We start from the raw sequence: 19,135 nt of genomic DNA on the forward strand, positions 1-19,135 counted from the left end.
TTTTTCAACCCAAAGGTTTCAGTAACAGACTCTTGGTTGCGGGGACAGGATTTGAACCTGTGACCTCTGGGTTATGAGCCCAGCGAGCTACCGAACTGCTCCACCCCGCGTCGCAAGAACAACTCTACCTGCCGGTGAACTTCAGGCCAAATCGGGGTGGCGTGATGTGGGTCTCGGGCCGCGTTGCGGTGCCGCCGGGCGACGTCCCCAGGCGCCCGGCGGAAGGCGGACCGGCCGGCTGAACGACGGGAAGGCCGGGTTCCCCGCCCCATCGGAGCGGAAAACCCGGCCTTCCCGGTTGCGGACTACTTGTCGGCTTACTTGCCGGCTGCCGGCGTCGCGGCGCCGGAGGGCGTCGCAGCCGCTGACGGTGTGGCCGACGGCGCCGGCGTGGCCGCCGTACCGAGCTTGCCCTCGGCGTCGATCGCCTTCTGCAGCGCTGCGGCGAGCTTCTTCTGCTGCTCGCCGTAGGCGGCAAAGTCACCCCTGCCGAGCGCGTCCTGGCCGGCCCTGATGGCAGCGTTCGCTTCGTCCAGGGCCGCCTTCAGGTCCGCCTTGGCATCCACGGGGCCTGTTCCCGGCGTCGCACCGGGCGTGGCCGGGGTGCCAGGAGTCTGGCCCTTGTTGGCCGAGTCGCCGGCGGCGGCACCGGAGTTTCCACCGAACAGCTGGTTGAGCGCCTCGTCCAGGGTGGGTGCGAACCCGATCTTGTCGCCGAAGGCCACGAGCACGCGCTGGAGGGTGGGGTACGAGGTTTCACCCGTGGACTTGAGGTAGACCGGCTGCACGTAAAGCATGCCGCCGCCGACAGGCAGCGTCAGCAGGTTCCCGTTGAGGACCGCCGAGGCGCCCTGGCGCAGCAGGTTCAGGGCCTGGGACACGGTGGGGTCCGAGTTGAACTTGTTCTGCGCCTGGCCGGGACCGGGGACCTGGGTCTCCGGCGGAATCTGCAGGAGCCTGAGCTGGCCGTAGCTGTCCGCCTTCACGCCCTTCTGGTTGCCGGCGTCGGAATCCGCGGCGAGGAAGCCGTACATCACGTTGCGGGCGGCGGTTCCACTGACCACCTGGGGAATGAAGGAGGACGTCAGCTGGAACGCCGGCTTTTCCTGGTCGGGCATCTGCAGGGACATGTAGAACGGCGGCTGCTTGACTTCGTCCTTGGCGGTGGGATCGTTCGGCACGGACCAGGCGTCGTTGTTGGTGTAGAAGCTGTCCGCCTGGGTGACGTGGTAGCGGCCCATGAGCTCGCGCTGGACCTTGAAGAGGTCCTCCGGGTAGCGGACGTGGCTCATGAGCGCCCCGGACATTTCCGAGAAGGGCTTCAGCGACGTCGGGAAGATGCTCTGCCACGCCTTCAGTACCGGATCCTGGTCATCCCAGGCATACAGCGTCACGGAGCCGTCGTAGGCGTCCACGGTGGCCTTGACCGAGTTGCGGATGTAGTTGACCGAGCTGTTCGGCAGCGCAACCGTCCGGCCCGCCGTCGTCTGTGAGTCGGCGGTGGCCGCGGAAAGCTGCTCCTGCTGCGAGTACGGGTAGTACTGGCTGGTGGTGTAGCCGTCCACGATCCACTTCACCCGGCCGTCGACCAAGGCCGGGTATGCGCTGCCGTCCACGGTCAGGTACGGCGCCACCTTTTGCACGCGGTCACGCGGGTTGCGGTCGTAGAGGATCTGCGACGCCGGGTTCACACCGTCGGAGAGCAAAAGATCCGAGGACTGGAACTTGATCGCGTACAGGATCTTGTTGAAGAAGCTGCCCACGTTCGGGCCGCCGTTGCCGGTGAAGGTGTACTGCGTGTCCGCCTCGCCTTCCTTGCCGGCGGGGCGGTCCTGCTCGCGGTGCGCGGCCCCGTCGGGGGCGCCCACGATGGAGTATTCCGGTGAATTCTCGCCGAAGTAGATCCGGGGCTGGTAGGTCGTGTCATTGCCAAGCACCCCGGTGGACGGGATGCCGGCCTGCAGGAAGTCCGGCTTGCCGTCCACGGTGAACTTGTTGCCCTTGGCGGCGACAACGCCATAACCGTGCGTGTAGACCACGTGCCGGTTCAGCCAGGACTGCTGGTTGGTGCTCAGGCCGTTGGGGTTCAGTTCACGGACCGCGATGACGGTGTCCTGGATCTTGCCGTCCACTTCGTAGCGGTCCACGTTGAGCGCACTGGGGAACTGGTAGTACGGCCTGAACTGCTCGAGCTGCGAGAACGCGTCCGAAATCAGGTTGGGGTCCAGCAGGCGGATGTTCGCGGTGGTCTGCGCGTCCGGGGCGAGGGCGCCCGTGGTGGCCGTGGTGGTGGCGTTGTAGCGCTTCTCCTGGACCTTGTCCAGGCCGTAGGCGGCACGCGTCATGCTGATGTTGCGCTTGATGAATTCGTTTTCCAGGGTCTGCTCCGAGGGCCGGACCTGGAACTGCTGGATGACCCAGGGGTAGACACCGCCGGCCAGGATCGAGGTGATGACGAGCATGGCGGTCCCGATGACGGCCAGCCGCCATTTGCCGATCACGGCGGCCACGATGAAGAGCACCGCCACGAGGCCCGCGGCCACGGCCAGGATGGACTTGGTGGGGATCACGGCGTTCACATCCGTGTACAGCGCGCCGGCCCAGCGGCCGCCGCTGTTCTGTACCGACGAGTAACGGTCCAGCCAGAAATTGACGCCGAGCAGCAGCAGGAAGGCCGCGCCGGTGACGGCCAGATGGATCTGGGCGGCGCGGCTCGTGAAGATGCCCCGCTCCATGATCCGGATGCTGCCGTAGAGGTAGTGCGTGAGGATGCCCGCGATGCCGGCCACGATGGCGACGCTGATCAGGAAGCCGGTGACAAAGCCAAGGAACGGCAGGGTCATCAGGTAGAAGCTGATGTCCAGGCCGAACAGCGGATCGTTCTGGCCGAAGGGCTGCTGGTGCAGGAACAGCAAGACCTTCTGCCATTGGCTGGCCGCCGCGCTGCCGGCGAAGAGCCCGAACAGGATGGGCAGGCCGGTCATGACCACCCGGCGCACGGGTTCGAGCTGGACCTGGTACCGGTTCAGGTTGTCCCTGACGTCCGAGTCAGGGGCGTAGACCGGACGTGCGTGGTAGGCAATCCGGATGGCGAAGAACACGGCGCTGAACATGATGGCGAAGCCGGCGACGAAGATGGCGATCCGCGAGAGGTTCTCGGTCAGGAAGACTTCGAAGAAACCCAGTTGCCGGTACCAGAGGACGTCCGTCCAGACATTGGCGAAGAAGATGAAGCCGACCACAATCAGGGCGACGACAATCAACGTCGGCGTCAGGGCGCCTCGTCGTGTCGGGGGTCTTCCGGGCGGGACAGGGCTGGCGGGACGGGACAAACTCGGTACCTCATAGCTGGTCGTCGAATACTGGTTGGTAGTTCTCAGTCAAGTGCGCTGGTTCAGTGCAGGTGGTGCGGTTTTGATGCATTGTATCGACTGCCGGCGCCGCCCCGGCGGGAGATTCCGGCTGGGCAGCGGCCGTCACAAGTGCCACGAGTGGCGGCAGAGCTTAGTTCCGCGGTCAGTCTAGTTGCTGGTGCAGACAGGAAGCCCCGATGTGTCGGCACCTGACGCGGCCAGTTCGACGGCCTTCCGTGCCCCGTCGAGAGTCTCCACCTTGACCACCTGCAGGCCGTCCGGGATGTGGCCCAGCACGTCGTCGCAATTGGCTGCCGGGGCCAGGAACAGGGTGGCCCCGCCGGACCTGGCGCCGAGCATCTTCTGGGCGATCCCGCCGATGGGGCCCACGGCGCCGTCAGGGGTGATGGTTCCTGTTCCGGCGATGTGCTTGCCGCCGGTCAGGTCGCCCGGCGTGACCGTGTCCACGATCCCGAGGGCGAACATCATCCCGGCGCTGGGGCCGCCGACCTTGTCGAGGGAGATCTTCACCTCGAACGGGAACGTGAACTTGTACTGCAGGACCACGCCGAGGACGAAGCGCCCGGCGGAGGTCTTCGCCGGGGTGATGGTGGCCGGCACCATGCTGCCGCCGCGGTCCACGACGACGGTGACGGGCGTTCCGTTGCCCGCGGCGAGTTCGGCCTGGACGACGCCGAGGGCGGTAATCGGCTTGTCGTTGATGGAGACCAGGATGTCCCCGGCCTGGAGCAGTCCTTTCGACGCCGACCCTTCCGGGAGGCTCGCGACCTCCATTTTCTGCCCGAACCCGATGTTGAGTTCCCTGAGGGCGGCAGCGACGGCGTTTTCCTGCGACGTCTCCATGGCGACGGCGCCCTCCTGCTGGGACTGCTCCTTCGTCACGCCTTTGGGGAAGATGAGTTCCTCGGGGTAGACGGCCTTGTTGCCGTCCAGCCATGCCGAGAACGCCTCGAAGACGCTGACGGGGCCGTTGGGGCCGCCGTCGACGTAGACCGTGGTGAGGTCCAGGTTGCCCTTCGCGGGAAAGGCCTCGTGTCCCGTGACGGAAATGACCGGCTTGCCGTGGTCTTCGCCCAGGGTGTTGAACGTCGGGCCGGGCGATTCGACCACGTAGGGAACGGGGAGGCTCAGCGCGGTGATCCCGAGGGCCAGCGCAAGCAGGCCCGAGACCAGCATGGCCGAGGACCTGCTGTCCGGTTTCTTCGTCTCACGGGTTCCGGAGAACAGGGCCCTTAGGCCGCGGGCCCGGCCTGCCGACGGCTCGCCGGAAGGCTGCTCGCCTTGGGTGTCGCCCTGGGTAATCGTCAATGAAGGACCTCTCCGTACCGGCGCGGGCCGGCCCCGGGACCCGTGGACAGCGCGCTCCGGCCACCGCCCGAACCTGGGCCGTGGCCAGCAAATATTCCAGCCTCCAACACTACGCGTTCGGCAGCCCGGACCGCTCTTTGCCTACAGCGAACGGGGCACCGTTTCGGCAGACAGCCCCTCTTGCCGCGGGGTACCGTGAAAGTTGAGAAACAGCCACACCGACGAACGGCGGGATCATGACCTCCAACCCACTCAATCCGTCCAATGGTGACGAGGAACCCAAGGATCCACTGGCAGAAATGCTGAAGAACCTGATGGGCGGCCAGGGCATGGGCGACATCGATCCCGCCGAACTCGCCAAGGCCGCCGGGCTTCCCGACGATCCGAACCTCCTGGCCCAGATGTTCTCCCAGGTCCAGGCGATGATGAGCGCCTCCCCCGAGGGACCCGTCAACTGGCAGCTGGCGCATGAGAACGCCCGGCGGGTGGCCGCGAGCGGTTCCGACCCGTCAGTCACCGCGCAGCAGTCCCGCGACGTCGACGAGGCGCTCCGGCTCGCTGAGCTCTGGCTCGACCAGGCCACCGGGCTCCCGGCCACCGGACTGATCGGCCGGGCCTGGTCCCGCGCCGAATGGGTGGAGGAGACCCTGGGCACCTGGAAGAGGCTGACCGAACCGGTCGCCAACAGCATCGCCAATGCGCTCTCCGCAGCAATGACCGAGCAGATGCCCGAGGAAATGAAGTCCATGATGGGCGGCGCGTCCTCGATGCTGCAGAACATGGGCGGCGCGATCTTCGGCATGCAGCTGGGCCAGGCCATCGGTGCCCTCTCGGCCGAGGTTGTCAGCTCCACGGACATCGGCGTGCCGCTGGCCGACCTGGAAATGGCGCTGCTGCCCGCCAACGTGGCGAAATTCGGCGAAGGCCTCAGTCTCCCGGAAGGCGACGTGCGGCTGTTCCTCGCGGTCCGTGAGGCAGCCCACGCCCGGCTCTTCGTCCAGGTTCCGTGGCTGCGCGGGCATCTGCTCGGCGCGATCGAGGCCTACGCCCGGGGCATCCACATCGACACCTCCAAGATCGAGGAACTCGCCAGGGACCTGGATCCGAGCAACCCCGAAGGCATCCAGGCGGCCCTGTCCCAGGGCGTGTTCATGCCGCAGCGCACCCCCGCGCAGGATCAGGCCCTCGAAAAACTGGAAACGGCACTCGCGCTGGTGGAGGGCTGGGTTGATGAACTGACCTGGGCTGCGACAGAGAAGCTCCTGCCCTCCGCCGCTGCCCTGCGTGAGACGGTCCGCCGCCGCCGCGCAACGGGAGGCCCGGCCGAACACGCCTTCTCCTCCCTCGTGGGACTGGAACTGCGGCCACGCCGCCTCCGGGAGGCCGCCACGCTCTGGGCCTCGCTCAAGACCGAGCGCGGGACCGAAGGCCGCGACGCCATCTGGCAGCACCCTGACCTGCTCCCCACGGCCGAGGACCTGGACAATCCGGCGGGCTTCAGCGAACGCCGGAAGCTTGCCGAGGCCAGCGACACCGAGGTTGACGATGCCCTGGCGAAGCTGCTCAATGGCGGCTTCGATCAGCCGGCCGCTGCTGAGGACGCAGCGCCGGAAAGCGCGGCCGGGAGCGGCGAAGCCGACACCGGCGAAGGCACGACCGGCGAAGCCGGCACGGACGAGGGCGGTACGCCCAAGGCCTAGCGCGCGAGGCTCAGAAAAGCTGGCCGGCCCCGGCCGGAACTTCGGTTCCGTCCGGGGCCTCCGCCTGTCCGGCGTCGTCCGCGTCGTCCGCGTCATCCGCGGCGAGCCCGCGGGAAGTGGCGAACGTGACGCCCTCCAGGAAGGCCTTGGCGCGCTGCGTGTCCGGGTAGGCCTCCAGCAGCCGCCAGAACGCGGCATTGTGGCCGGCCACCAGCAGGTGTGCCAGTTCGTGAAGCAGGACGTAGTCGATCACCCACTGCGGCATCGGCCGGAGCTTGTCGGAGAGCCGGATGGTTCCGTCCGACGGCGTCGCCGAACCCCAGCGCGAATTCTGGTTGCCCACCCAGCGGACCGAGGACGGCACGGCGCGCCCGCCGAGATATTTTGCGGACAGCGCCGCGGCGTGGTCCGCCAGGGCGGCATCGCTGCGGGGACGCCGCCGGCCGGCGCCGCCCGCGCCCCGGGCACCCTGGAGCCGGAGCTTCTCCAGCATCCGGTGCACCCATTCGCGCTCCTGGGCGCGGCTGAAGGAGGCCGGAATGGCGACCACCGCGGTGCCGTTTTCCCAGAAGGCGGCGACCGTGCGGCGCCGTCGGGCCGAGCGGCGGACCTCCACGGGGGCGCCGTCGGCGGTGACCAGCGGAACGGCCGCCGGCGTGGCGGGGGTCCTGGCGGGCCCGGGCATCAGAGGACGGTGCTTTCAGCCAGCACGGCGAGGACCGCTTCGCCGTACTTCTCCAGCTTGGACGGACCCACCCCGGGGAGCTTGGCCAGCTGTTCCAGGGACGCCGGCACGGCCTCGGCGATCGCGGTGAGGGTGGCGTCGGTGAACACCACATACGCGGGGACGTCAGCGGCGAGCGCCACCTCCTTGCGCCATTGCCGGAGCGCGTCAAACGTCTGTTCCTCATAGCTGGGCGGGCACTGGCTGCAGCGCCCCACCTTGCGTTCGGCGCCGGAGGAGAGCATGGTCCCGCAGACCCGGCACGACGCCGGAACGGCGGCCTTCCGGCGCGGTGCCGGGCCGTTGCCGCGGAGCGAGGAGCTGGCGACCGAATCCGGGCGCAGCCCGTCCAGGAAGCGCGAGGGCTTGCGGTTTGCCCGGCCGCCGGGCGTCCTGGCGGTGGACCAGGACAGGAAGAGGTGCTCCCGGGCACGGGTGATCCCGACATACAGCAGCCGCCGTTCCTCGTCCACGGATTCCGGCGAATCGGCGAACGAAATCGGCATCAGCCCTTCGCTGAGCCCCACGAGGAACACCGCGTCCCATTCCAGGCCCTTGGCTGCGTGCAGGGAGGCGAGGGTCACGCCCTGGACGGTCGGCGCGTGCTGGGCGAGGGACCGCTCCTGGAGCTCGTTGACCAAACCGGAGAGGGTGAACTGCCCGCCGCGGCTGATCACGAGCTCGTCGGCCAGGGCCACGAGCGCGGCGAGTGACTCCCAGCGTTCCCGGAGGGCACCGCCGCTGTGCGGCGCCGCCTCCGTGTATCCCAGGGAGGCCAGGATGTCCCGGACCAGCTGGCCGAGCGGCTCGGGACTGGAGGTCTCCGCGACCGCACGGGTGGCGGCCCGGAGCTGCAGGATGGCGTCGCGGACTTCCTTGCGGGCGAAGAAGCGCTCACCGCCGCGCAGCTGGTAGCCGATGCCCGCAGAGGCGAGCGCCTGCTCATAGGCCTCGGACTGACCGTTGGTCCGGAACAGCACGGCAATCTGGCTCGCCTGGGTGCCGGCATCGAGTAATCCGCGGATCTTGCCGGCCACCGTGGCGGCCTCGGCCTCGTCATCGGAACATTCCGTGAACTGCGGCACCGGACCGGCAGGCCGCTGCGCCACCAGTTGGAGCGGCGTGGCCCAGGCGGCGTCCGCGGCGGGGCCGCCGCTGCGGCGCCCGGACAGGAGGTCGTTGGCCAGCTTCACCACCTGCGGGGTGGAACGGTAGTCACGGATCAGCTTGACCACATTGGCCTCCGGGTACATCGCCTTGAACCCGAGCAGGTGCTTCGGCGAGGCGCCCGTGAACGAGTAGATGGTCTGGCTGGCATCGCCCACCACACACAGCTCGTCGCGGCCGCCGAGCCACAGTTCGAGCAGCCGCTGCTGGAGCGGCGAAACGTCCTGGTACTCGTCCACGACGAAATGCCGGTATTGCTCGCGGACCGTCGCGGCCACCTTGGGGTCCTCCTGCAGGATGCCCACGGTGATCAGCAGCACGTCCTCGAAGTCGATCACGTTCCGGTCGGTCTTGACGTCCTCATAGGACTGGAAGACCCGTGCGACGGCGGTCAGGTCGAAGCCGCCGGGGTTTCCGCGGCCGTGCGCGTTTTCCAGGTAGTTGGCCGGCGTCAGCATGGACACCTTGGCCCACTCGATTTCGGAGGCCAGGTCACGGATGGAGGCCCGGTCCGTGCTGAGCCGGAGCCTGCGGGCGGCCTCGGCGATCATCTGCGCCTTGTGGTCCAGCAGGTTGGGCAGGGCGCCGCCCACGGCCTGCGGCCAGAAGAACTGCAACTGCCGCAGTGCCGCGGCGTGGAAGGTGCGGGCCTGCACGTTTCCGACGCCCAGATCGCGGAGCCTGCTGCGCATTTCGGCGGCGGCCCGCGACGTGAAGGTCACGGCGAGGAGCCGCTGCGGGTTGTACTGTCCCGAGTGCACGCCGTAGGCGATCCGGTGGGTGATTGCCCGGGTCTTGCCGGTTCCGGCGCCCGCCAGGACACACATCGGCCCGTGCAGGGTGCTGGCAACCTCGCGCTGTTCGGCGTCGAGGCCGCCGAGGATACGTTCCTCGAGCGAGCGGTTGTCCGCGGCCGGCTGGCCGGCGTCGGATTGGGCGGCGTCGGATTGGCCGGCGTAGGCGGATGGGCTGCCGGGAAATGCGCTGAAGTCCAGATTTTCTGTGGTCACTTTTGTTGCTCAGTCACTCTTTATTGCTCAGTCATTCGCGGATGACGCCGGGTGGATGGTGCAGTGGGTGCCGCAGACGGACTGTAATCATCCGGTCTCCGGCCGGTCCTGGATCACGCCGCCGTACCAGTGCTCGATGAGGGACCGCGCGATGGACAGCCTGCTGGAGATGACGATCTCGCCGCTGAGGACCGCTTCCTGCAGCTCGCTCCGGCTGAACCACCGCGCCCGGGTGACCTCGACGCCGTCGGGCCTGGCGTCCGTGTCCGAGGTCGTGGCGGTGAACCCGAGCATGAGCGAGGCAGGGAAGGGCCAGGACTGGGATCCCAGATACTGGGTTGCGGTGACGCGTACCCCGACCTCCTCGCCGATCTCGCGGACCACAGCCTGTTCGAGCGACTCCCCCGGTTCGACGAAGCCCGCCAGCGTGGAATAGTTCCTGGCGTCGAGGGGACCGCCGCCGCCCAGCAGCAGGCGGCCGTCCTGGCCGACGACGGTGACGATGATGGCGGGATCGGTGCGCGGGTAGTGTTCGGAGCCGTCGGCCGGGCACCGGCGGACCCAGCCGCCGGCTTCGGGCTGCGTGGCCGTGCCGCAGCGCGGACAGTGGGTATGGCTGGCATGCCAGTTGGCGATGGCGCTGGCCTCGATGAACAGCGCGGTGTCCGTCGGGTTCAGCCGGGCGGCAACATCACGGAAGCCGGCCCACTGCGCGCCGTCGGGGATGCCGGCGACGTGCGGTTCGAACTCCTCGGTGCGGACCTCGAACTGCTGCGGAAGCAGGAACAGGACAAGGGGGGTGCCTGCGTCAAGGTCCGAGCCGGGCAGGGCTGAGCCGAGGTAGACCAGCTGGTCGGGCGCGTAGGCGGTGTCGCGGAGGTGCCCGGCGAGCTCCGCCGCGTCCAGGAGCACGAGGCTGTCGCCGCCGACCAGGGCCTGCCGGCCGGAGAGCACGATGGCCCGCGCCGCGCCGGAGCGGAGGAGGTCCTCCAGCATTCCGGGCTTCATCCGGGCGGCGGATCCGCGGTCGATCAGCGCAGGGCGCACCGGAAGGACTGTGTCCATCAGGTGGTTCGCCGGCACGCTGCGCAGAAGGGAAGTGGCTGGGGGTGCTTCGGTCGGCGCTGATTTGTACACTGCGGCCTCATTCTCCGATATCTTATCCGGCGATGACGGTGGCTCAGCAAGACTCATGTACCCACCGTACTGACTCGGGCCGACAATTGACATTTTCCCCGGCAGGCCGAGGGCGCGGAGACGGGCGCCGGAGGACGGCGGGCGCACGTCCCGCCGCAACGCGATCCCCGGCCCTATTTATTCCCGATCTCGAGACTCGCCGTGGTGTATCGCCGACTTGGGCGCCGCTCAATCTACCGTGGAACCGTGAGAAGAAAACCAATCGAACTGGCAGCTGTAGCAACCGCGGCGGTCCCCGGCCTGACCCCGACCGCCGTTAGCTCTGCGCCCGACGATCCGGCGGACTTCGACTCGGCACTTCTCCTGGATTCCGAAGGCAAACACTGGCGCGTCCGCTCACCCCGGCACGCCGAAGCCAGCGCACGCCTCGAGACGGAATTCCTGGTGCTGCGTGCCTTCGTGCCCGCCATCCGGGCGGAGCTCCCCTTCCTCATGCCGACGGTCGCCGGGACCGTCCGGCAGGGCGAGCTGAGCACCTTTGTATACTCGCACCTCGCGGGGGCCACCCGCTCCATCGAGGAACTGAGCAACGGATCGGCCGCGCTGGCCCGGGAAATCGGCGCAGCCCTGGCCTCGATCCACGACCTGCCCCGGTCCCTCGTCAGCAATGCCGACCTGCCCAGCTACACCCCCAACGAGTTCCGGCAGCGCCGGCTCAACGAACTCGACCAGGCCGCGACGACCGGCAAGATCCCCCCGCTGCTGCTGCGGCGCTGGGAACACGCGATGGAAGACGTTTCGCTGTGGCGTTTCCACCCGTGCGTGGTCCACGGCGACCTGCACGAAGACAACCTCCTCGTCGACGGCGACCGCGTGACCGCCGTAACCGGGTGGACCGATCTGCGCATCGGCGACCCGGCCGACGACATGGCCTGGCTCGTTGCTTCGAACGAGCAGGCATTCGTGGACTCGGTACTGGAGCACTACACCGCCAGCCGCAGGGACGCGCCCGACGCACACCTCCTGCGCCGTGCTGCCCTGTCCGCCGAATTCGCGCTCGCGCAGTACCTGGTCAAGGGCCTCGCCGCCGGGGACCAGGACATGATCCGGGAGGCCGAGTCCATGCTCACCGCCCTGGCCGAGGATGTCGCGGAGTACGGCGGGCAGCCCATCAGCGTGGAACCGCTCCCCCAGCCGGTCGCCGCTCCCGGCCCCGCCGTCGCCCAGGATCCGGGTGCGGCTCCTGCGCAGGCAGTACCCGCCGTCAGCAAGGTGACCCTGCTCCCGCCGGACCCGGTGTCCGGACCGGGCGCGGTTCCCGTAGGCGGCGCGGAGCCCGCTGTGCACATGACACCGGCAGTTCACGTGTCACCGGCCGTGCACGTCACGCCGATCCCGCCCGACGCGGTCGACCACGCCGGCAATGACGGCGTCGAGGACGACGGCGGCCCGCAGGAGGTGCCCGCCGACGACGCGGCCGAAATCCCGGCCGACGGCACTGCCGACAACGTGCCCGACGCCGGGGAGGAAGCGGCAGCTTCGGCCGGCGGCACGATGCCAGCCACCGTCCCCCCGGCCGCCGTCCCGGCCGACGCCGATCCCGCTACCGCCGAGGACACGACCCAGTCGATCGCCGTGGTCCCGGCCAACCCGGCCGATGACACCTCGACAACCACCATCGCCGTGGTGGAAGCGAAGTCACCCTAGGAGCCCCCCCGGCGGCGACCGCCCGGGGCCCCGCCCGGCGGCCCCCCTAAGCGCCAGCCGTTGGCACCGTCTGTCCCAGGGCCGCGGCCACGATCTCCTCGAGCGTCCCGGCCGTTCCGAGGTCGTGCGGGCGGACCACCTGATCGTCAGCGACGTAGTAGAACGCGGCCCGGACGTCCTCCAGCGGGACCCCCTTGAGCCTGGCCCAGGCCAGCCGGTACACGGCCAGCTGGACGGCCTTGACCTTCAACTGGCCGGCGGAAGGGCGGCGGCCGGTCTTCCAGTCCACGAGGTCCCAGCCGCCGTCGGCGTCCCGGAAGACGGCGTCGATCCGGCCGCGGACCACCACCTCACCGATCCGGGTCTCCACCGGGACCTCCACGTGCGCGGGGGCACGGTCGGCCCACTCGGACCGGCGGAAGGTCTCCACCATGGAGTCCAGCCCGTACGCCGCATCGATGTGGTCGTCCGAGCCGGCCGCCTCGTCCAGGTCCAGCATCCCGGCGGCGCCGAAATACTCCTCGACCCAGGCGTGGAAGGCTGTGCCCTTCCGGGCCGACATCCCGGGTTCGCGCGGAACGGGGCGCCGCAGCCGGGCGACCACCGACCGCGCGTCGTCCTCAAGGTCGACCAGCGTGGAGGCGGAAATGTGCCCCGGAAGGTGGACATCGTGCAGGGCGGTCCGCCGGGTGCGGCGCTCCAGCAGCGTCGCGGCCTCCCGCGCCCAGCCGGTGGCGGGGGCGCGCAGGTGCCTCCGGTGCCCGGCGTCGTCCGCGGGGTCATCCAAGGCGCCCGGCAGAGTCTCCGGCCCTTCGGACCCGAGGTGCCGGAGCACCCGGGCCGCTGCGGATTCCATGGCCGCGCGGCGGCCGGGCAGGAGCCGCAGGCGTGCACCCGTGCGGGGATCACGGGGCCCTTCCAGCGGGTCGTAGGGCCACTGGGCGACTTCGAGTTCGGAGGTCAACGGGCTCTCCTCCGGCAGCGATTCCTCATTGACGGACAGGGGGTGGATCTCGGCGGCGCCTTCGGCGGCGAGGACCTGCAGTTCCGCCAGGAACGGCGACATCCCTGCCATGCCTGCCCGGGAGCCCACCCACGCCGCGCTGGATGTCCAGAGAACGTGTTTGGCCCGGGTGTAGGCCACATAGGCCAGACGCCGTTCCTCCGCTTCCCCATGCGTCTGGACGGCGGACTTGAACTCCTTTTCGGCGTCGAGCCAGCCTTTCTGGTCCGGCTGCTCAAGGTCCCATTGCGGAAGGTCCGCCCGGTCCCCGCGCAGGGGCCAGGGCAGGGCTGCGCTGCCGCTGCTCCAGCGTGAATCGCGGCTGCCCGGGAAGGCCCCGGAATTGAGTCCGGGAACGAACACGACGTCCCATTCCAGGCCCTTGGAGGCGTGCACGGTCAGGAGCTGGACGGCCTCATGGTTCACGTCCTGCGCGGCGGCGTCGAGGCCGTTCTCCTCGGCGGCCGCGGCCTCAAGCCAGGCGAGGAAGGCGAGCACATCAACCCGCTGGGAGGTATGCAGGAATCCGGCGGCAGCGTCCTGGAATGCGTCGAGGTTCCGCCGTGCCTGGTGGATGCTGGTCCCCGGCCGCGCGGCCACTTCGATGTCCAGGAGCATGGCGCGCTCCACCTCGCCGAGCAGGGTGGTCAGGTCATCGCCCATGTAGCTGCGGAGCTGCCTGAGCTCCGCCGACAGCCGCTGGAGCCGGTCCAGGGCCTCCTGGCTCAGCCCGCGCCCGTGCGAGGAGATCCAGCCTTCGCGGGGCAGCCAGTCCAGCGCTTCGACGAGGCTGGCGGCGTCCGTGAGGTCCCCCTCAATCACGGCGTCGTCGGCGCCGCCGGCGGTATCCGCGTCAGTATCGTCGGCGTCGGAACTGCCGGGACGTCCCCGGCGCCGGGCGAGGAAGCTGGACCAGTCGCGGAACGCCATCAGGTCCGCGGGGCCGATCCGCCACCGCGCCCCGGCCAGCAGCCGCATCAGGGAGTCGGAGCGCCCGGGATCGGACAGGACCCGGAGCGTGGCGACCAGATCGATGATTTCGGGGGTATCCAGCAGGCCGCCGAGGCCGACGATCTCGTAGGGAATGCCGCGCAACTCGAACTCACGCCGGATGCATTCCATCTGGGCCCTGCGCCGGCACAGCACGGCCATGGCCGGCGGGATGGAATCCGCCGACGGCGTTGCGTCGAAGTCGGTCACCTGGAACTTCAGGACATCACCGGCGATCGCCGCGGCCTCGTCCTCATCCGTGCCGAACCGCCCCATCACGACCCTGCCCTGCACCGCGGCCGGGCTCGGCTGCAGCGGAGGGACCTCGACGGTCTGGGCGATGTCCCGGGCGCCGGCGGGACCGGCATGGGCCGCGGCCTTGCTGAGCGGGGCCGAGATGACGTTGGCGGCGGAGAGGATGTTGCGGCCGTTGCGCCAGGCCGTGGTCAGGTACGACGTCGGCGCCACGGCAAATTGCGCGGCACCGGATTCCCCTGAGTCTTCCCCTGCGGCAGCGCGGACGGGGAATTCGCGGACGAAGTGGAAGAGCTGCCCCGCGGACGCGCCGCGGAAGCCGTAGATGGACTGGTTCGGGTCCCCCACCGCGGTCACGGCGTGGCCGTCGCCGAAGAGCCGGGAGAAGAGGACGAGCTGGGCGTGCGAGGTGTCCTGGAACTCGTCCAGCAGCACCACCTTGTAGCGCTGGCGCTCCATTTCCGCCGCGACCGGGATCTCGTTGGCTACCCGCGCCGCCAGGGCCACGAGGTCGCCGAAGTCCAGCGCTCCCCTGGCACGTTTCGCCTGGGAGTAGCGCCCCACCATGTCCGCGACGCTCGCCCGGGTGCGGAGCATCCCGCTGAGCTCCCCCGCAGCCTGGCTGGGATTCTTCTTGGCGGCAGCAACGTACGGCAGAGCCTCGAACCCGGCGATCCGCTCCAGCAGCCAGCCGCGTACCTCGGCAGGGTCGCGGAGGTGCTCCGAACATTCACCGGCGAGCTGGATCACCGCCTTGACGAGGGTGGACTTCGCGGACCGGAAGTGCTCGTAGTCGCCGTCGTAGGCCTCCACGACCTCGCTGGCGAGCTGGAACGACTGCGCGCCGCCGAGCAGCACCACGTCCCGTTCCACGCCGAGCCGCAGGCCGTAGTCGGACACGATCCCGCTCGCGTAGGAGTGGTACGTGGAAACCTTCGGCTCGGGCGCGTCGGCGCCGAGCAGGCCGGCGGGGAACACCTTCTGTTGTTCTTGGTTTTGCGCGTCGGCGGCGGCGATGCGCTGCAGTGCGGCCAGCTTGGCGCGGATCCGGCTGGCGAGTTCCCCTGCCGCCTTGCGCGTGAAGGTCACGCCGAGCACTTCTTCGGGCCGGACCCAGCCGTTGGCCACGAGCCACACCACCCGGTCCGCCATGGTGGCGGTCTTTCCCGAGCCGGCACCGGCAATGACGAGCCGTGGCGTCAGGGGTGAGGAAATGATCAGGGACTGTTCGGCCGTGGGGCTGTTCTTCTCCCCCAGCATGGCGGACAGTTCTTCCGGGCTGAACCGCGGTGCAGGAAGAGCTGCCGGCTCTGCGGTGGGGGTCATTCGGTAACCTGCTTTCCTCGTGCGCACAGCGGACAGACCTCGGGCAGCCGGCAGCCGTGCCCGCCGTGACCGCCTTTGGAAGGATCATGGCGGGCTTCGAAGGTGCTCCCGGACATCACCCGGGCGGCACCGTTCACCATCTCCAGCGCCCAGTTCTGGTCCGGGTCCAGCGCGGCCTGCGCCTGCACTCCCGGGCTCTTGGTGGTGGTGCCGAGCTGGGCCAGGACGGCTCCGCCCGGCCGCGGCGCCGGGCCGTCGTCGGGCCCGGCAAAACCTCCGGCCAGCACGGCCGCCTGGTAGGCGCCCAGTTGCGGGTGGCGTTCGAGTTCGGCTTTTCCGGGCTGCCGCTTGCCCGTCTTGAGGTCCACGATGACCAGCCGGCCCTCGGCGTCGATCTCCAGCCGGTCCACCTGCCCGCGTAGCACGGCGGACCGGGCGGGCCAGGGCTCGTCCGCGGGCGCGTCCGCGTCCGCCCCGGCCGCGTCGGCGTCCGCCTCGGCGTCGGGGGTGATGTCCTGCAGTTTCACCTCGAAGTCCTGTTCGACGCCGAGCAGGCTGCGGCCTTCGCTGCGCATGACCAACACGTACTGGGCGAGCTTCCGGACCATGGATTCGGCCCGCTGGAAGTCCAGCTTCCCTTCCCAGTTGTCCTTCATCCCGAGCGCCGGCCAGCGGCGGGCGAGTTCCGCGAGGTATTCGCCGCCCGAGGCGTCCGGGAGGTCCTGGGCGATGGCGTGGACCAGGGTTCCCAGGCTGCGGGCGAAATCGGTCGCCGCCTCGCCGCCCGCGGCCTGGACGAACCAGTCAAGGGGTGATTTCTGCACAGTCTCGACCTTCGAGGGTGAGACGTAGACGGTGCCTCCCGGCGGGACCACCGGATCCTCCGAGGACAGCGGCGCCAGGCCCCACCAGCTGGCCGGATGCGCCCCCGGAACCGGGGGCTCGGCAGCGGCCAGGGCGCCGAGCACCATGGTCGCTTCCTGTGATTCGGCGGCCGTGGCGTCCAGCTGGGCGTACTGCCGCAGTTCGGCCACGAGGGCGCGCAGGGTCAGCGGCCGCTCCACGGGGGTGAAGCCGCGCCGTTCCTGGTCCGGGCGCAGCGGTGCCACATAGTCCAGGAACGAGGACGGCTGTTCATCCTCCGAGGAGACGGCCGTGCAGATCAGGACCTCCCGGGCCCGGGAGACGGCGGTGGAGAAGCTCCGCAGCTCGTCATAGCGGATTTCCCGCAGCCGGCTGAGCGGATCCAGCTGCAGGGCGTACTCCACGCCGTGTTCGACGGCGTCGGCAAACAGGGTGCTGCCGAGCAGCTCGCCGCGGAGCCTGGTGTTGGGCCACACGCCTTCCTGCAGCCCCGGCACGATCACCACCGGCCATTCCCGTCCGGCGGCGCTGGCGGGTGTCATGAGCTCCACGGCGTCCTCGAGCTGGGCCCGCGCGGCGAGGGTGTCCATCGGGAGTTCCTGGTTGAGCAGGTACTCGAGGAACTGTTCCGGCCCGGAACCCGGCAGCTGGTCCACGAAGCGTTCCGCGGTGTGGAACAACGCCATCATGGCGTCGAGGTCGCGGTCCGCGCGGGCCCCGGCCGAACCGGCGGCCAGGGCAGCTTCGGTCCAGCGGGCGGCGAGACCGGTGGAATTCCAGAGCGCCCACAGCACGGTTTCGGCGTTGCCGCCGGGTGCCAGGGCGGCTTCCCGGCCGGCCTGGATCATCCGCGCGATCCGCCGGGCGGAGTGCCCCTCGATGCCGAGCGTGGCCAGGGCCCCCGGTTCCAGCAGGGCCTCCACCAGGAGTGCGTCGCTGGTGCGGCCGCCGCCGCCCAGGAGCTCCTCCCGGCGCAGCGACTGGCGCAGCCGCCGGAGCTCGATCGAGGTGGCGCCGCCGATCCGTGAGGTGAGCAGGGCGACGGCCGACTCGGGGGTAAGGACGGACGGGTCCAGGACCACCGCGTAGGCGTCCAGCAGGGGCCTGACGGCAACCTCGTCCCGGACGGCGGATTCGGCGACAGGAATCCGGACCGGGATCCCCTGGCCGGCGAGGTACCGCTGAAGCTGGCTGAGCTGGCCGCCGTTGCGCACGATCACGGCGATGTCACCGAGTTCGCGGCCGTCGTTGAGCTGGGCTTCGAGGATCCGCTGCGCGACATAGCGCAGTTCGTGGACCGGGGACGGCAGCAGATGCGCCTCGACGCTGCCGGCACTCCCCGCGGCATCGGTTCCGCGGCCCGGGGCTTCGACGGGTCCGCCGGCGGGGCCGCCCGCGGGGCGCCCGGCAGGACCATCAGCCCCCTCGGCCCCGCACTGCTCGAGCCGGCGCGCGGACTGCCCGCCGGCGCGGCGGGAAATGCGCCCGGCGACCGAGAGCCACGCCCCGGCCACGGCGGGAGTGTGGCGGTGGGCGAACCACAGCGGACGCTCCAGCACCGTGTCGCCGGCGGGGGCCAGCAGCCGGGGCAGCTCGGCCACGAGGTCCGGACGGGCCCCGCGGAAGCCCTGGACCACGGTGTCCGGCGAGGACGTGATGATGGCGTCCTTGCCCGCCGCGATGTCCGCGAGCAGCTCGAACACCGCCGGATTGGCCTCCTGGATGTCATCCACCAGGATCAGCTGCAGCCTGCTCCGCTCGGCGGCCAGGAAGTCCGGGGCGTCCTGGAAGATCTGGCGCGCGGCCGTGATGATGCCGGCCGGGTCGAAGGCCTCGGGCATGCGCAGGTCCAGGACGTCGCGGTATTCGGAATACAGGGCGGCGGCGGGCACCCAGTCGGGCCGGCGGCACCGGCGGGCCAGGACGACGAGGTCCTCCGCGGTCCGGCCGGATTCGATGATCCGGTCAAAGAGCTGGCGTACCTCCTGCCGGAAACCGCGGGTCTGCAGGGCTGCCCCGAGGTCCTCCGGCCACTCAAGCCCAAGGCCGGGCAGCGCGTGACCTTCGAGCAGTTCCTTGATGATCAGGTCCTGCTCGGGCCCGGAGAGGAGTTTGGGCGGGCGCGGCAGCGGCAGGATGCCTTCCGCCTTGGCCCGCCGGATCAGATCGAACGCGTACGACGCCCAGGTGCGCGCCGGCGTCGTACTCAGGCTCCGGTCCAGCCGTGCGGTGAAGCGGTCCCGGAGGGAATCCGCGGCGAGCCGCCCGGGAGCCAGGATCAGCATCCGTTCGGGGTCCAGGCCGTCCCGTTGTGCCCGGCGGACTGCGGCCTCCACGAGGACGGTGGATTTTCCGGTCCCCGGCGCCCCGGGCACCAGGACGGGGCCCGCGCCGTGCGGGACGTCGACGGCGGCGAGCTGGTCTGCGGAGAGCACCGGGACGGCGGTATGCGGCTTCCGCGGCGGGAGCAGCCGGAGCTCCGCGCCGGAGGCCCGGGTACGGGAGCCCCCGGAGGCGGTCAGCGGGTATGCCGGCAGATCAGTAGCTGGCGGATCACCAGCAGGCAGCTC

9 protein-coding genes and 1 tRNA gene are annotated in these 19,135 nt (G+C 69.8%); 2 read left to right on the forward strand and 8 right to left on the reverse strand.

The genetic code is table 11. From position 1 onward, the window contains the following. Positions 1 to 33 precede the first annotated feature (33 nt). The 3 genes from J9611_RS03480 to J9611_RS03490 all read right to left on the reverse strand — a co-directional run bounded on the left by J9611_RS03480 (position 34) and on the right by J9611_RS03490 (position 4,682). Positions 34 to 110, reverse strand: a tRNA-Met gene (locus J9611_RS03480). Between the two features lie 207 nt (positions 111 to 317). Next, positions 318 to 3,332 (reverse strand): UPF0182 family membrane protein, encoded by a 3,015-nt coding sequence (locus J9611_RS03485; RefSeq protein ID WP_211877758.1) that lies wholly within the window; start codon positions 3,330 to 3,332, stop codon positions 318 to 320. A 189-nt stretch (positions 3,333 to 3,521) separates the two neighbouring features. After that, complete coding sequence (locus J9611_RS03490; RefSeq protein ID WP_372447754.1) at positions 3,522 to 4,682, reverse strand: YlbL family protein; 1,161 nt, start codon at positions 4,680 to 4,682, stop codon at positions 3,522 to 3,524. A 236-nt stretch (positions 4,683 to 4,918) separates the two neighbouring features. On the opposite strand from J9611_RS03490, the gene J9611_RS03495 reads away from it, so the two are divergent. Next, a complete protein-coding gene (locus tag J9611_RS03495; protein WP_211877759.1) occupies positions 4,919 to 6,382 on the forward strand; it encodes a zinc-dependent metalloprotease in 1,464 nt (487 codons plus the stop codon). A gap of 10 nt (positions 6,383 to 6,392) precedes the next feature. Here J9611_RS03495 and J9611_RS03500 read toward each other — a convergent pair whose 3' ends face one another. From J9611_RS03500 to nudC, 3 genes are all read right to left on the reverse strand, one after another. Beyond that, on the reverse strand, positions 6,393 to 7,067 hold the full coding sequence (locus J9611_RS03500; RefSeq protein WP_211877760.1) for a M48 metallopeptidase family protein: 675 nt from the start codon (positions 7,065 to 7,067) through the stop codon (positions 6,393 to 6,395). Then, positions 7,067 to 9,157 (reverse strand): ATP-dependent DNA helicase UvrD2, encoded by a 2,091-nt coding sequence (locus J9611_RS03505; RefSeq protein WP_211877854.1) that lies wholly within the window; start codon positions 9,155 to 9,157, stop codon positions 7,067 to 7,069. The genes J9611_RS03500 and J9611_RS03505 overlap by 1 nt, the downstream gene beginning before the upstream one ends. A gap of 213 nt (positions 9,158 to 9,370) precedes the next feature. Then, the gene (gene nudC, locus J9611_RS03510) at positions 9,371 to 10,348 is read right to left on the reverse strand and encodes an NAD(+) diphosphatase (RefSeq protein WP_246527323.1); all 978 of its coding nucleotides are present in this window, start codon (positions 10,346 to 10,348) and stop codon (positions 9,371 to 9,373) included. Between the two features lie 318 nt (positions 10,349 to 10,666). Between nudC and J9611_RS22680 the strand changes: the two genes are divergently transcribed. Further along, the gene (locus tag J9611_RS22680) at positions 10,667 to 12,127 is read left to right on the forward strand and encodes a macrolide 2'-phosphotransferase (protein ID WP_372447755.1); all 1,461 of its coding nucleotides are present in this window, start codon (positions 10,667 to 10,669) and stop codon (positions 12,125 to 12,127) included. Positions 12,128 to 12,173: 46 nt separating this feature from the next. Here the strand turns inward: J9611_RS22680 and J9611_RS03520 are convergent, their stop codons facing one another. Beyond that, the gene (locus J9611_RS03520) at positions 12,174 to 15,701 is read right to left on the reverse strand and encodes an ATP-dependent helicase (RefSeq protein WP_211877762.1); all 3,528 of its coding nucleotides are present in this window, start codon (positions 15,699 to 15,701) and stop codon (positions 12,174 to 12,176) included. Beyond that, a complete protein-coding gene (locus J9611_RS03525) occupies positions 15,698 to 19,087 on the reverse strand; it encodes an ATP-dependent helicase (RefSeq protein ID WP_211877855.1) in 3,390 nt (1,129 codons plus the stop codon). Before J9611_RS03525 ends, J9611_RS03520 begins: the two co-directional genes overlap by 4 nt. Positions 19,088 to 19,135: the final 48 nt, after the last annotated feature.

It is taken from the genome of Pseudarthrobacter albicanus, from assembly GCF_018224015.1.
GTDB classification, from domain to species: domain Bacteria; phylum Actinomycetota; class Actinomycetes; order Actinomycetales; family Micrococcaceae; genus Arthrobacter; species Arthrobacter albicanus.

Coding starts and splice junctions, on each gene's coding strand:
- J9611_RS03495 (WP_211877759.1), top strand. CDS start 4,919: ATGACCTCCAACCCACTCAATCCGTCCAATGGTGACGAGGAACCCAAG.
- J9611_RS03500 (WP_211877760.1), bottom strand. CDS start 7,067: ATGCCCGGGCCCGCCAGGACCCCCGCCACGCCGGCGGCCGTTCCGCTG.
- nudC (WP_246527323.1), bottom strand. CDS start 10,348: ATGGACACAGTCCTTCCGGTGCGCCCTGCGCTGATCGACCGCGGATCC.
- J9611_RS03520 (WP_211877762.1), bottom strand. CDS start 15,701: ATGACCCCCACCGCAGAGCCGGCAGCTCTTCCTGCACCGCGGTTCAGC.